We start from the raw sequence: 13482 nt of genomic DNA on the forward strand, positions 1-13482 counted from the left end.
TAAATATGTCGACTAACCATCTGTTTAGTCGACATATTTAGTGAATTGGCGAATGCCGATTCTAGCGCGGCCAATCCTCGACGGCTATTCCTGATCGTCTTCCGTGGGGGCTGGCGTCTGTTGCTGGCTCCACTCGGTGTCCTGCTTTTGCATCAAGGCAAACCAGTGCTGGCGCATGAAGTCCAGATACGGCTTGGGCGCCTTGGCAAAGTCTTGTTCATCGCCATAGCAACCCGGCAACGGCAACTCGGTGCCCTGCTCCTTGTACTGGCTGACCAGCGCTTGTTGCCCCGCAATGCTGCAATCCTTGGGCAAAGGCATGCCCTGCAGGGCGCCGGCGTCTTCATCCCACCAGCTCGCGCCATAACGGTCCATGCCGCGCAGGCGGTACTTCTGAGACTTGCCAATGTGCATGATCAACTTGAAGTCATTGGGGCTCACGTCGCTGGTGCAGGTGCGGCCATAGCCCACGGTGACCTGGCTGATGCCGTCGCCGAGCAAATCCGTGACCCTGGTGGCATCGGTGTTGAAATGCGCCCCGGCATCGAACTGGCAATGCTGCACATCGTCATAGAGCATCCAGAGCCGCCGCGGCCGGTCGCCATCGAGCAAATACTGGGCGGCATACACAAACGCCGACTGGGTGCCGTCGTCGTCCCGCTCGCTGACTTGTTCCGCCAACACCAGCAGGTTCTTGCCTTGCTGGTCGGTCCAGGTATAGGCCCCCACCTGCCTACCCCGCACTTCTACGCCCTCGGGGACCGGGTCGATGGCGGTCAGGGCCACGCCTTCATCGGCCCGCACACTCGCGGCCCAGGCTACCGTCATCAACAACACCATCAACATTGGCCGTAAACGCTGCACGCTATTCATCCGACTGCCCTGGCAAGAGATGGCTTACTTTACCGGCACTTGCGGGGCAATGCAGAGAAGATTCTTCAGGAATGCTGCCGCGTGCGGAAAAACCCGACGCACCCCTCTGCGCGCAGCCAGGACCGCTTTGTGCGTGGCCCTGCTGTTTACCTGAACACTAGCTGTCTACCTGCCAAAAAAACGACTTTTTCATCTGCGTTTCATATTCGTTATACATTTTTGCGCTTAATCTTGGCGCTACGACTTGGGAACGAACTGTAATTTGCAGGTTAACTCGTTGATTCCGCTTTACCTTTGCACGTTTTGGTCTTTACTCACGTAAGCCATGGAAGACCCACTGTGACCTGCCAGGACTGTCGAATGAATGCCACAAATCAACGCTAATCTCGATCGGATGCCCGTCAGCCGAGGCTAATGATTACTGCTGTCTCTACGCTCCAAGTTGCTCTAACCCCCGAGGTAATGAATCTTTGAAACCCTACCCAATTCATTGCGTGTCGATCGTTATCCCGGTCTACAACGAACAAGAAAGCCTGCCTGAACTGCTGCGCCGCACCATGGCTGCCTGCAAACAACTGGCTTACGAATACGAAATCGTCCTGGTGGATGACGGCAGCCGCGACAACTCAGCGCAATTGCTGGAAGACGCCGCCGCGCTCGAAGGCAGCAACGTGGTCGCGGTCATTCTCAACCGCAACTACGGCCAGCACGCCGCAATCATGGCCGGCTTCGAACATTGCCGCGGCGACGTGGTGATCACCCTGGACGCCGACCTGCAGAACCCGCCGGAAGAAATCCCGCGTTTAGTCGAGCAGGCCGCCCTGGGCTACGACGTGGTTGCCACCGTGCGCAACAACCGCCAGGACTCGGCCTTCCGCCGCTGGCCGTCGCGCTTGATCAACCTTGCGGTACAACGCTCCACGGGCGTCGCCATGAGCGACTACGGCTGCATGCTGCGCGCTTACCGGCGCACCATCGTCGATGCGATGCTGGCCTGCCGCGAGCGCAGCACCTTCATCCCGATCCTGGCCAACAGCTTTGCGCGCCACACCACGGAAATCCTGGTGCATCACGCCGAGCGTGAACACGGCGAGTCCAAGTACAGCCCGATGCGCCTGATCAGCCTGATGTTCGACCTGCTGACCTGCATGACCACCACGCCATTGCGCTTGTTGAGCATCGTTGGTTTCAGCCTGGCGGCACTGGGCATGATCTTCGCCTTCGCACTGATCGTGCTGCGCCTGGCCTTTGGCGCCGGTTGGGCCGGCGACGGCATGTTCGTGCTGTTCGCGGTGCTGTTCGTGTTCACGGGTGGCCAGTTCATCGGCATGGGCCTCTTGGGTGAATACCTGGGCCGCATGTACAGCGATGTGCGGGCCCGCCCACGGTTCTTTATTGAAAAAGTGCTGCGCAACCAACCGGCAGCACCGGCCGAGGCCTTCACGGTCGATGGCCTGACGTCTTCCCACACTTCTACTTCTCCTTCCGATCAGGTTTCGTCATGAATTCAAAAGCTGTTGTCTTCGCTTACCACGATATTGGCTGTGCTGGTATTGAAGCCCTGCTCAATGCGGGTTACGAAATTGCTGCCGTGTTCACCCATGCCGATGACCCCAAGGAAAACAATTTCTACGGCTCCGTCGCGCAGCTTTGCGCCCGCAACGGCATCCCGGTGCACGCCCCGGAAGACGCCAACCACCCGCTGTGGATCGAGCGCATCGCCAAGCTCAACCCCGACTACATCTTCTCGTTCTACTACCGCAACCTGTTGAGCGAAGCCCTGCTGGCCACCGCCAAAAAAGGCGCGTTCAACCTGCACGGCTCGCTGCTGCCGCAATACCGTGGCCGCGCACCGGCCAACTGGGTGCTGGTCAATGGCGAAACCGAAACCGGCGTGACCCTGCACCGCATGGTCAAGCGTGCCGATGCCGGCGCGATCCTGGCCCAGCAAAAAGTCGTGATCGAGCGCACCGACACCGGCCTGACCCTGCACGCCAAACTGCGTGAAGCGGCCACCAGCCTGCTGCGCGATGCCCTGCCGCAACTGGCCCAAGGCAAGCTGGCAGAAACCGCCCAGGACGAGAGCAAAGCCACCTACTTCGGTCGTCGTACCGCAGCAGACGGCAAGCTGGACTGGAAAAAGCCGGCTGAAGAACTGTTCAACCTGGTGCGTGCCGTTACCCAGCCGTACCCGGGCGCGTTCTGCGCCGTGGGCGAGCACAAGCTGATCGTCTGGAGCGCCGAAGTCGTCAAGGGCAACGAAGGCCTGGCCCCTGGCCGCGTGATCAGCGTCAACCCGCTGCGCATCGCTTGCGGTGAAGACTCGCTAGTGGTCAAGTTCGGCCAGCGCAACGAAAACGGCCTGTACCTGGCCGGCCCTTCCCTGGCAGATGAACTGGGCCTGGTGGACGGTTCCGTACTGCGCGGCGCCGAGTCGGGCCGCAAGCCACGCCGTACCCGCGTATTGATCCTGGGTGTGAACGGCTTTATCGGTAACCACTTGTCCGAGCGCCTGCTGCGTGACGACCGTTACGAAATCTACGGCCTGGACATCGGCTCCGACGCCATCGAGCGCCTGCGCAGCCACCCGAACTTCCACTACGTGGAAGGCGACATCAGCATTCACTCCGAGTGGATCGAGTACCACATCAAGAAGTGCGACGTGGTCCTGCCGCTGGTGGCCATCGCTACCCCGATCGAATACACCCGTAACCCGCTGCGCGTATTTGAACTGGACTTCGAAGAGAACCTGAAACTGGTTCGCTACTGCGTGAAGTACAACAAGCGCGTGATCTTCCCGTCGACCTCCGAAGTGTATGGCATGTGCCAGGACCAGTACTTCGACGAAGACACCTCCAACCTGGTGGTGGGCCCGGTCAACAAACAGCGCTGGATCTACTCGGTCTCCAAGCAACTGCTGGACCGCGTGATCTGGGCCTACGGCGACAAAGGCCTGAAGTTCACCCTGTTCCGTCCGTTCAACTGGATGGGCCCGCGCCTCGACCGCCTGGACTCGGCCCGTATCGGCAGCTCCCGCGCCATCACCCAGCTGATCCTGAACCTGGTGGAAGGCACCCCTATCCGTCTGTTCGACGGTGGCGAGCAGAAGCGCTGCTTCACTGATATCGCCGACGGCATCGAAGCCCTGGCGCGCATCATTGATAACGACAACGATAACTGCAACGGCCAGATCATCAACATCGGCAACCCGGAAAACGAAGCCAGCATCCGTCAGTTGGGCGAAGAGCTGCTGCGTCAGTTCGAAGCTCACCCGCTGCGCGGCAATTTCCCGCCGTTCGCCGGGTTCCGCGACGTGGAGAGCAAGGCGTTCTACGGCACCGGTTATCAGGACGTGGCACACCGCAAGCCAAGCATCGACAACGCCAAGCGCCTGCTGAACTGGGAGCCTACCGTCGAGATGAGCGAAACCATCGGCAACACCCTGGATTTCTTCCTGCGTGAAGCCATGCTCGAAATCGCGGACAAGCGTTGATGCAAGCAGGTCTACGCATCGACGTCGACACCTACCGAGGCACCCGTGAAGGGGTGCCAAGGTTGTTGGAGTCGCTTGATGAAGCCGGGGTCAAGGCGACCTTCTTCTTCAGCGTCGGGCCGGACAACATGGGGCGCCACTTGTGGCGCCTGATCCGCCCGCAGTTTTTGTGGAAGATGCTGCGCTCCAATGCTGCAGGCCTGTACGGCTGGGATATTTTGCTGGCCGGCACTGCCTGGCCGGGCAAACCCATTGGCCGCGACCTGGGGCACTTGATGCGCCAGGCCAAGGCCGCCGGGCATGAAGTCGGTTTGCACGCCTGGGACCACCACGGCTGGCAAGCCAACACCGCAAGCTGGAGCGATGCACAGCTGATCGAACAGATTCGCCGTGGCGTCGATACCTTGAGCGACATTCTCGGTGAGCGCATCGACTGTTCAGCCGCCGCTGGCTGGCGTGCCGATGAGCGCGTGGTGCAAGCCAAGCAACAATTCAACTTCCGTTACAACAGCGATTGCCGTGGTACCAGCCTGTTCCGGCCAACCCTGGCGGATGGCAGTGCCGGCACGCCACAAATTCCGGTAGACATGCCGACCTTCGACGAAGTCGTGGGTCCGGTGGTGGCCGCCAAGGATTTCAACGCGTACATCCTCGACCGCTTCAAGCCGTCGAAGCTCAACGTTTATACGATCCACGCAGAAGTAGAAGGGATTCTGATGGCCAATGATTTTCGCCAGTTGCTCGCCCAGGCAGGGCAGCGCGGCATCGCGTTTAAACCGTTGGGTGACCTGTTGCCCGCCGACCCGGCCACCTTGCCCCAGCAACAGCTGGTGCGCGGTGTACTGAGCGGCCGTGAAGGCTGGCTCGGAGTGCAAAAGGCATGATCCGGCGCTGGGCCCTGCCCCTGCTCCTGCTGGCTTTCGGGGTGTTCTACCTGATCCCGCTCGCCACCCACGGGTTGTGGATTCCCGATGAAACCCGCTATGCGCAGATCAGCCAGGAAATGCTGCTGACCGGCAAATGGGCCTCGCCGCACTTTATGGGGATTCGCTACTTCGAAAAACCCGCAGCCGGCTACTGGATGATCGCGCTGGGCCAGGCGATTTTCGGCCAGAACCTGTTCGGCGTGCGTTTCGCCTCGGCCTTGAGCACCGGCTTGAGCATCCTGCTGGTGTACTTCGTGGCCCGGCGTTTGTGGAACGACCCGCGCAAGAGCCTGGTCAGCGCCGTGCTGTACATGAGTTTCGTCAGCGTGGCGTTCCTGGCGGGCTACGCCAACCTCGATCCGCAGTTCACCTTCTGGGTCAACCTGACCGGGGCTGCGCTGTGGTTCTGCTTCGACAGCACCACCACCCGTGGCCGCCTGTGGTCGTGGGCCTTGCTCGGGTTCGCCTGCGGCATGGGCTTCATGACCAAGGGTTTCCTCGCCTGGTTGCTGCCAGTGCTGATCGCCCTGCCCTACATGATCTGGCAAAAGCGCCTACGTGAATTGCTCACCTATGGCCTGGTGGCCGTGGTGGTGGCAATTATCGTGAGCCTGCCCTGGGCGCTGATGGTGCATGCCCAGGAACCGGATTACTGGAACTTCTTCTTCTGGCACGAGCACATCCAGCGCTTCGCCGGCGACGATGCCCAGCACGCCGAGCCGTTCTGGTACTACCTGCCGCTGCTGGTCGGGTTCAGCCTGCCGTGGATGGCGTTGCTGCCGTCCACCGTGAAACAGGCCTGGCTGGAAAAACGCAGCGCCAAAATCGCCTTCCTGCTGCTGTGGCTGCTGATGCCGCTGGCGTTCTTCAGCCTGGCCAAAGGCAAGCTGCCGTCCTACATCATGCCGTGCCTGCTGCCGCTGGCGCTGCTGATGGGCCACACATTGGCCCACAAGCTGGCCCAGGCCCGTGGCCGCGTGCTGCGGATCAACGGCTGGCTGAACCTGATCATCGGCGTGCTCGGGCTGCTGGCCCTGACCTGGTTCCAATTGAAAAAGCCGGTGTATGAGCATGGCCAGGAAACCTTAAGCCTGGTGCTGGTGTTCGTGTTCCTGTTCGGCTGGATCATCGCCAATTTGCTGCAAGCCGCCCGCCCGCTGCATATGTGGGCCGCGCCGGTAATCGGCAGTTGGTTGCTGGTGGCGCTGGTACCTGCGGCGTTGCCGCACTCGGTGGTTTATAACAAGACCCCGGACCAGTTCATCATCGACCACCTACAGGAGTTGCAGCCGACCACCGCGTTGTTGAGCAACGACCTGGGGGCCGCCTCGGCCTTGTCGTGGCGCCTGCAACGCCCTGAAGTGATGCTTTACAACACCGTTGGCGAAGTGAAATACGGCATCGCCTTCCCGGACACCGCTTACCGCAAGATCGATGCCGCCAGCGTCCAGCAATGGATGAGCGAGGCGCGCAAACAGGGTTCGGTGGGCGTGGTCATGCGGGTCAAGGGTGACGACGAGCGCCAGGAAGTAGACCTGCTGCCTAAAGATGGCAAGCGTTACGAGCAAGGCAATATCGTGATCCTGATCTTCCCGCAGAGCGCGCCATGACCACACTGCTCCTGTTATTGGGCGCCTGCCTCCTGACGTGCATGGGCCAGGTGTCCCAGAAGTTTGCCGTGGAAAGCTGGCGTGGCCAGCCGGACGGTTGGGCCTTGAAGCTGCGCTCGCCGTGGTTGTGGTCGGCGCTGGTGTGCCTGGGCCTGGGCTTGCTGGTGTGGCTGCTGGTGTTGCAACGCCTCGAAGTCGGCATCGCCTACCCCATGCTCAGTCTCAACTTTGTATTAGTCACCCTGGTGGCGCGCTTTGTGTTCCACGAACACATCGATGGCCGCCACTGGTTCGGCGTGCTGCTGGTGATTGCCGGCGTTGTGTTGCTGGGGCGCCAGGTATGAGTCGCACCCGCGGTTTTGCCCTGGCCCTGGGCAGCGTGGCACTGGTGAGCACTGCCCAGCTGGGCATGCGCTGGAGCATGACGCGCCTGCCGCTGCCCACCGAATGGCTGACAGCACTCAACACTGGCGCCATCGACCTGGGCGCACTGGGCGTAGTGATCCTCGCGATCTTCGCCTACGCCCTGTCGATGCTCTGCTGGCTTGGCGCGCTCAAAGACCTGCCACTGGGCCGCGCCTATTCGCTGCTCAGTATCAGCTACGCCTTGGTCTACCTGCTGGCCGCCAGCCTGCCGGTGTTCAACGAATATTTTTCGCTTTCAAAAACTGCGGGGGTGGCCTTGGTCATCCTCGGAGTCCTGACTATCAACTCTCGTCGTGCTAGCACTACAAGTCCCAGGAATGCCCCATGAAAATCAGTGTATTTGGTAGTGGTTACGTCGGTCTGGTGCAGGCCACCGTATTGGCCGAAGTCGGTCACGATGTCATCTGCATGGACGTAGACGAGAACAAGGTCAAGTTGCTGCAACAGGGCCACGTGAGCATTTTCGAGCCGGGCCTGGCGGCGATGGTCAAGGAAAACCTCGAAGGCGGACGCCTGACGTTTACCTATGACGAAAAACTGGCTGTCGAACACGGCGAAGTGCTGTTCATCGCCGTGGGCACGCCATCGGATGAAGACGGCTCGGCCGACCTCAAATACGTGCTGTCGGTGGGCGATGCGGTGGCCCGTCACCGGGTACAACCGGTGATCCTGGTAGAAAAATCCACCGTGCCCGTCGGCACTGGCGACACCTTGCGCGCGCACATGGAAAAAGCCCTGCACCTGGCCGGCCGCCACCTGGAATTCGATATCGTCTCCAACCCGGAATTCCTCAAGGAAGGTTCGGCCGTTGCCGACTGCCGCCGCCCGGACCGGATCGTCATCGGCTGCGAGCGCGAAGAAGTGCGCGACGTGATGCGCGAACTGTACGCGCCGTTCAACCGCAACCACGACCGCATCATCTTCATGGACCTGCGCAGCGCCGAACTGACCAAGTACGCCGCCAACTGCATGCTGGCCACCAAGATCAGCTTTATCAACCAGATCGCTGAACTGGCCGAACACCTGGGCGCCGACATCGAAGCCGTGCGCCTGGGCATTGGTGCCGACTCGCGCATCGGTTATCACTTTATCTACCCGGGCTGCGGTTATGGCGGTTCGTGCTTCCCTAAAGACATGCGCGCCCTGATCCACAGCGCCAAGGCCGCCAACTGCTCCAGCGACCTGCTGGAGGCCGTGGAAGCGATCAACCAGCGCCAGAAAAGCAAGCTGTTCGAACGCGCCAATGCGTTCTTCAAGGGCGACCTCAAGGGCAAGACGTTTGCCTTGTGGGGCCTGGCGTTCAAGCCCAACACCGACGACATGCGCGACGCGCCAAGCCGGGTGCTGATGGAAGCCCTGTGGGCCGCCGGCGCCAACGTGCGCGCGTTTGACCCCGAAGCCATGCAGGAAACCCAACGCATCTACGGTGATGACCCGCGCCTGATGCTGATGGGCACCCCGGAATCGACACTGAGCGGCTCCGACGCCTTGATCATTTGCACCGAATGGCAGCAGTTCAAGGCCCCGGACTTCGACTTGATCCAGCAACGCCTGAAAACCCCGGTGATCTTCGACGGGCGCAACCTGTACGACGGCGAGCGCCTGGCGCGCAAGGGCATCCAGTACTTCCCGATGGGCCGTGGTGATTCCTGCAACTTGCCGATCCCCCAGCAAAACTGGGTGCCTCAGGCCGAGGAAGCCTAAGACGTGGACAAAGTTCAGCCGCCCCTGCTCAACCAAACGATCCGCCAACACTCCTGGGTGCTGGGGCTCCTGGCATTGGTCCTGTTCATCGCAGGCAACTGGAACCAGGCAATCATCGGCTTTGATTCGCGCTTCGTGCTGTTTGCCCAGGAAATGCTGCGCCATGGGCCGGGTTTTTTCCCCACGACCTATGGCCAGCCTTATGCCGACTACCTGGCAACCTCGACGCTGATGACTTGGCTGTTGTCGTTGCCCTTTGGGCAGGTCACCAGCCTGACGGCCTGGCTGCCGACCGCCATTGCCTCGGCGCTGATCGTGGTGCTGATCTACCGGCTGACGGCGCCCTACTCCCGGCGCTGGGCGTTGTTGAGCATCGCGGTGTTGCTACTCAGCAGTACCTTTATCAGTGAAACCCGTGCGGTGTCCCTCGACCAGATGCTGGCCGCGGTGGCCCTGGCGGTGTTTTACCTGGGTTATGCCCATGATCACTTCGGCGCGGGCAAGCGCCTGCACTGGCTGTTTTTGCTGCTGATCCTGGGCTTCGCGATCCGTGGGCCGATCGGCCTGGTGGTTCCCACCGGCATGCTGTGCAGCTACTACCTGATTAACCGCCAATGGCGGCAATTGTTCAGCTTTGGCTTGCTGGCCCTGGCGTTGCTGGCTGCGTGTGTCGGCCTGCTGTTGCTGCTGGCCAAGCTCAGTGGCGGTGAGGCGTTCATGCAGGACGTGATCCGCATGCAGTTCCTCGGGCGCATGGACGGTTCCGAAGGCTCCGGCAGCATGCTGTATTACTTCAGCAGTTCGCTGGGCAACTACGCGCCGGCTTATCCGCTGGCCGTGCTGGCCCTGATTGCGGTGGCGGCGGGTGCTCGCGAGAACAACGGGCCGGCGCTGAAACTGGTGCTGTACTGCCTGGCCGCCGGCCTGATCGTGATGATCGGGTTATCGGTACCCCAGGCGAAAAAGGCCCGTTATGTACTGCCGATGTTGCCGATGGCGGCAATCATCGCCGCGTATCCGTTCCAGGTGGCACGCGGAACGCTCTTCGCCGGGCTGCGCGGGTTGATGCTGGTGCTGTGGACGGCGATTCCCGGTTTGTTGATTGCCGGTTTGTTCGTAGCGCGTCATCGCTTCCCGGAGCAGATAGGCAGCCTCAACCCGGTGTTCGGCATACTCATCGCGCTCCAGGTCGTGGCACTGGGTTTTCTGTTCAACCGGCGCCTTCGCTACCTGGGCCCGGCCTTTGTCGCCGTCCTGGCGGCGTGGCTCGCCTATATCGTGATGGTCGAGCCGCTGGAGCGCCGCTTGTATGACACGCGCACCTTTACCCTCCAGGCCCATGCACTGATCCAGCAACAACCGGCACCGCTGGTGCTGCACGCACTGGGCAAGGATGCGAAAGCGATCAAGTTCATGGTCAACCTTGATTGCGACCGCGTGCCATTGTTTACCCAGCAGCCCGCTGAACTGACGCCTGTGCAGGCGCCCGCCTGGCTGATCATGAGCCAGGCCGACTATGACGGCTTGAGCGACCCACGCTTTCGTTCATTAGTCCCGGTGCTGAACGGCCAGTTCGACAAAAACCCCTACGTACTGCTGCACTTGACCAAAACGGCACAACCTTGATACCTGGCAATGGGATAAGCAGCGCCGACCGCTTATCCCATTGCCAGTAGTGTCCGTAGTTATAATTCAAAGTGCATGTAAGAAACTTCTTTCTACTTGCAACTTCGAAACTTTACGGACAGTAACTATCGAGAAAAATCCTACGCACCTATCCGCAATCAGCAACGCAACGCCCCCTTCCCGCCCCAAGTCCCCGTCTGTAGACTCGCCTGCCACGTGAGTTAATTATTTAATACCTTCTAACTATTTTCGGAAGCGCCCAGCTGCGGTGTAGGGCCTTGCTGGTCTTTTCGCAAGACACCCGACGGAACTAGCACCCAGCCCTGACGCCCGACATGCGTGATTAAAGAAACAGCCGCAATAACAATAAATACGTTTTAAACAGCACTTCGCACTGCCGTTTATTCCATTTAGAGGAATGTTCTGTGTCCGACCATCGATTACCCGCCCCTTCCAACTCTGACGGCGTTGCACCCTTATCTCGCGACAAGGTAAATGTGGGTTACCTCCCGCTGCCAAAACTGGATCGGCTCATGGAGTTGCGCGATGCACTGGTGGTACTCAAGGGGCCGTTGGCGAATGATCCCTCCCTGCGGGAAAACGTACAGAACCTGCTGATTAACGAGGAAACCCGTGACCGGGTGCTGGGCAAAATCGGCAGCCCCCTGCCGCCCCCCATCCGCCTGATACCCTTCGACTAGGGTGGCTTACTGCAAAAATACTGCACTTGACCTGCATTAATATGCATTGGCCGCAACCGTGGCCGGTGGGCACACTGCACAGGTTCCTCCCCCAAATGCAGGAACTTTTTAAAGGGCTTGTCCGGGAAACCAGGCAAGCCTTTTTTTTTCGCCCGTTTTTTATGGATCGCCTGTCAATGCTCGCTCGCTGGTTACCCGCTGCCATCAATACCCGCCCTGCCGAATGGAGTCGTGCCGCCATCGGCATGGCCCTGGGCACAATGTTCAGTGTCTGGGTGTGCGCCCAGGTGTTTGGCATGGAGGTGGCCTTGCACCTGATAGGCCCGTTGGGGGCATCGGCAGTGCTGCTGTTTGCCGTGTCATCCGGGGCGCTGGCCCAGCCCTGGTCGATTGTGGGCAGCTACCTGTGTGCCGGGGTCGTTGCATTGCTGGTGGCCCGAGTGCTGGGACGTACGTTGGGCAGCGCGTGCCTGGCGGCCGGGATGAGTGTCATCCTGGTGTGCTGGCTACGCTGCCTGCACCCGCCTGCCGGTGGGCTGGCCATGAGCCTGGTGCTGGCTGACCCCGCATCAATCGCCATGGGGTGGCAGGAGCTGGCTGCTGTCATGCTGGGCGCCGTTACCCTGCTGGCCTGCGCGCTGGCTTATAACAACGCCACGCGGACCCGTTACCCCAAGGGTGCCATCGAGCCACCGGCGCCGCGATTCCTGCCAACCTCCGTCGACAATCCGGGCATCAGCGCCGAAGACTTGAAGCAGGCACTGGCAGAGCGCGAGCAATTTTTGGACGTGACCCCGCAAGAGCTCGAAGAGCTGATCCAGGCCAGCGAGCGCTATGCGCGGCGGCGCGCCATCGGGGCAGTCTTCCAGCGCTAGGGCCGGCGCAGTACCCAAGGCAAAAATGCAAAAACGACCTGCAGGATTCCGACTTGTACTGGGCAAATTTGCACTGGTACGATCGCGAGAGGGTTCGCCCGCGAACATCTTGATAAAGAACAATAAAAGCAGGGAGTTAGAGATGACTGCTCAGGTTTCATCCGAGGCAAGCAGCGCCGGCGTCATGCAAGACGAAGTGCTGGCGCAGGTACGCAACCACATAGGCCACCTGACCCTCAATCGCCCCGCCGGCCTGAACGCCATTACCCTGGACATGGTCCGTAGCCTCAGCCGCTATTTGCAGGCCTGGGCAGACGACCCCCAGGTACATGCGGTGGTATTGCGCGGTGCCGGTGAAAAGGCTTTCTGCGCCGGGGGCGACATCCGCTCGCTCTACGACAGCTTCAAGGATGGCGACACCCTCCACGAAGATTTCTTCGTCGAGGAATACGCGCTCGACCTCGCTATCCACCATTACCGCAAGCCGGTCCTGGCACTGATGGACGGCTTTGTGCTCGGCGGCGGCATGGGCCTGGTGCAAGGCGCTGACCTGCGTGTGGTCACCGAACGCAGCCGGCTGGCGATGCCGGAAGTGGCCATCGGCTATTTCCCGGACGTGGGCGGCAGCTACTTCCTGCCGCGTATTCCCGGGGAGCTGGGGATCTACCTCGGGGTGACCGGCGTGCAGGTTCGCGCCGCGGATGCCCTGTATTGCGGGCTGGCAGACTGGTACCTCGACAGCGCCAGGCTCGCCGACCTTGACCAGCAACTGGACCGCCTCACATGGCACGACTCACCGCTCAAAGACCTGCAGGGCCTGCTGGCAGGCCTTGCCGTGCAGCAACTGCCCGACGCGCCGCTGGCGGCGTTGCGCCCGGCCATCGACCACTTCTTTGCCTTGCCGGACGTACCGAGCATCGTTGAGCAACTGCAACAAGTCACGGTTGCCGACAGCCACGACTGGGCATTGACCACCGCCGGCCTGATGCTCACCCGCTCGCCGCTGGCCATGGCCGTGACCCTTGAGATGCTGCGCCGCGGGCGCCATATGCCGCTTGAACAATGCTTTGCCCTGGAATTGCATCTGGACCGTCAATGGTTCGCCCGTGGCGACCTGATCGAAGGCGTGCGCGCCCTGCTGATCGACAAGGACAAAGCCCCACGCTGGAACCCTCCGAGCCTTCAGGCGTTGACAGCCGATCACGTTGACAGCTTCTTTTGCGACTTCGACAAGAACGAGAACTAAGT

12 protein-coding genes are annotated in these 13482 nt (G+C 60.9%); 11 read left to right on the forward strand and 1 reads right to left on the reverse strand.

The genetic code is table 11. The features are described from left to right. Window positions 1-84: 84 nt before the first annotated feature. The gene (locus tag RGV33_RS16945) at window positions 85-873 is read right to left on the reverse strand and encodes a M949_RS01915 family surface polysaccharide biosynthesis protein (RefSeq protein ID WP_322145249.1); all 789 of its coding nucleotides are present in this window, start codon (window positions 871-873) and stop codon (window positions 85-87) included. Window positions 874-1343: 470 nt separating this feature from the next. On the opposite strand from RGV33_RS16945, the gene arnC reads away from it, so the two are divergent. The 11 genes from arnC (at window position 1344) to RGV33_RS17000 (ending at window position 13480) form a co-directional block, all read left to right on the forward strand. Then, a complete protein-coding gene (arnC, locus tag RGV33_RS16950; protein WP_322145250.1) occupies window positions 1344-2378 on the forward strand; it encodes an undecaprenyl-phosphate 4-deoxy-4-formamido-L-arabinose transferase in 1035 nt (344 codons plus the stop codon). Next, window positions 2375-4366 carry a bifunctional UDP-4-amino-4-deoxy-L-arabinose formyltransferase/UDP-glucuronic acid oxidase ArnA gene (gene arnA, locus RGV33_RS16955; RefSeq protein ID WP_322145251.1) on the forward strand — a complete coding sequence of 664 codons (1992 nt, stop codon included), beginning with the start codon at window positions 2375-2377 and terminating at the stop codon, window positions 4364-4366. Before arnC ends, arnA begins: the two co-directional genes overlap by 4 nt. Continuing rightward, window positions 4366-5250, forward strand: coding sequence for a 4-deoxy-4-formamido-L-arabinose-phosphoundecaprenol deformylase (gene arnD / locus RGV33_RS16960; protein ID WP_322145252.1), 885 nt, complete (start codon window positions 4366-4368; stop codon window positions 5248-5250). Before arnA ends, arnD begins: the two co-directional genes overlap by 1 nt. Further along, window positions 5247-6902 carry a lipid IV(A) 4-amino-4-deoxy-L-arabinosyltransferase gene (gene arnT / locus RGV33_RS16965; RefSeq protein ID WP_322145253.1) on the forward strand — a complete coding sequence of 552 codons (1656 nt, stop codon included), beginning with the start codon at window positions 5247-5249 and terminating at the stop codon, window positions 6900-6902. The genes arnD and arnT overlap by 4 nt, the downstream gene beginning before the upstream one ends. Next, complete coding sequence (gene arnE, locus RGV33_RS16970) at window positions 6899-7246, forward strand: 4-amino-4-deoxy-L-arabinose-phosphoundecaprenol flippase subunit ArnE (RefSeq protein ID WP_322145254.1); 348 nt, start codon at window positions 6899-6901, stop codon at window positions 7244-7246. The genes arnT and arnE overlap by 4 nt, the downstream gene beginning before the upstream one ends. Next, complete coding sequence (gene arnF / locus RGV33_RS16975) at window positions 7243-7656, forward strand: 4-amino-4-deoxy-L-arabinose-phosphoundecaprenol flippase subunit ArnF (RefSeq protein ID WP_322145255.1); 414 nt, start codon at window positions 7243-7245, stop codon at window positions 7654-7656. Before arnE ends, arnF begins: the two co-directional genes overlap by 4 nt. Further along, complete coding sequence (locus RGV33_RS16980; RefSeq protein WP_322145256.1) at window positions 7653-9032, forward strand: UDP-glucose/GDP-mannose dehydrogenase family protein; 1380 nt, start codon at window positions 7653-7655, stop codon at window positions 9030-9032. Before arnF ends, RGV33_RS16980 begins: the two co-directional genes overlap by 4 nt. A gap of 3 nt (window positions 9033-9035) precedes the next feature. After that, complete coding sequence (locus tag RGV33_RS16985; RefSeq protein ID WP_322145257.1) at window positions 9036-10658, forward strand: ArnT family glycosyltransferase; 1623 nt, start codon at window positions 9036-9038, stop codon at window positions 10656-10658. Between the two features lie 497 nt (window positions 10659-11155). Further along, window positions 11156-11359: a type VI secretion system contractile sheath small subunit gene (locus RGV33_RS16990; protein ID WP_416152126.1), complete on the forward strand. Its 204-nt coding sequence runs from the start codon at window positions 11156-11158 to the stop codon at window positions 11357-11359. A gap of 176 nt (window positions 11360-11535) precedes the next feature. Then, window positions 11536-12234 carry an HPP family protein gene (locus RGV33_RS16995; protein ID WP_322145258.1) on the forward strand — a complete coding sequence of 233 codons (699 nt, stop codon included), beginning with the start codon at window positions 11536-11538 and terminating at the stop codon, window positions 12232-12234. 142 nt (window positions 12235-12376) lie between these two features. Then, the gene (locus tag RGV33_RS17000) at window positions 12377-13480 is read left to right on the forward strand and encodes an enoyl-CoA hydratase/isomerase family protein (RefSeq protein ID WP_322145259.1); all 1104 of its coding nucleotides are present in this window, start codon (window positions 12377-12379) and stop codon (window positions 13478-13480) included. Window positions 13481-13482 lie beyond the last annotated feature (2 nt).

Source organism: Pseudomonas sp. Bout1 (assembly GCF_034314165.1).
Classification (GTDB): Bacteria; Pseudomonadota; Gammaproteobacteria; order Pseudomonadales; family Pseudomonadaceae; genus Aquipseudomonas.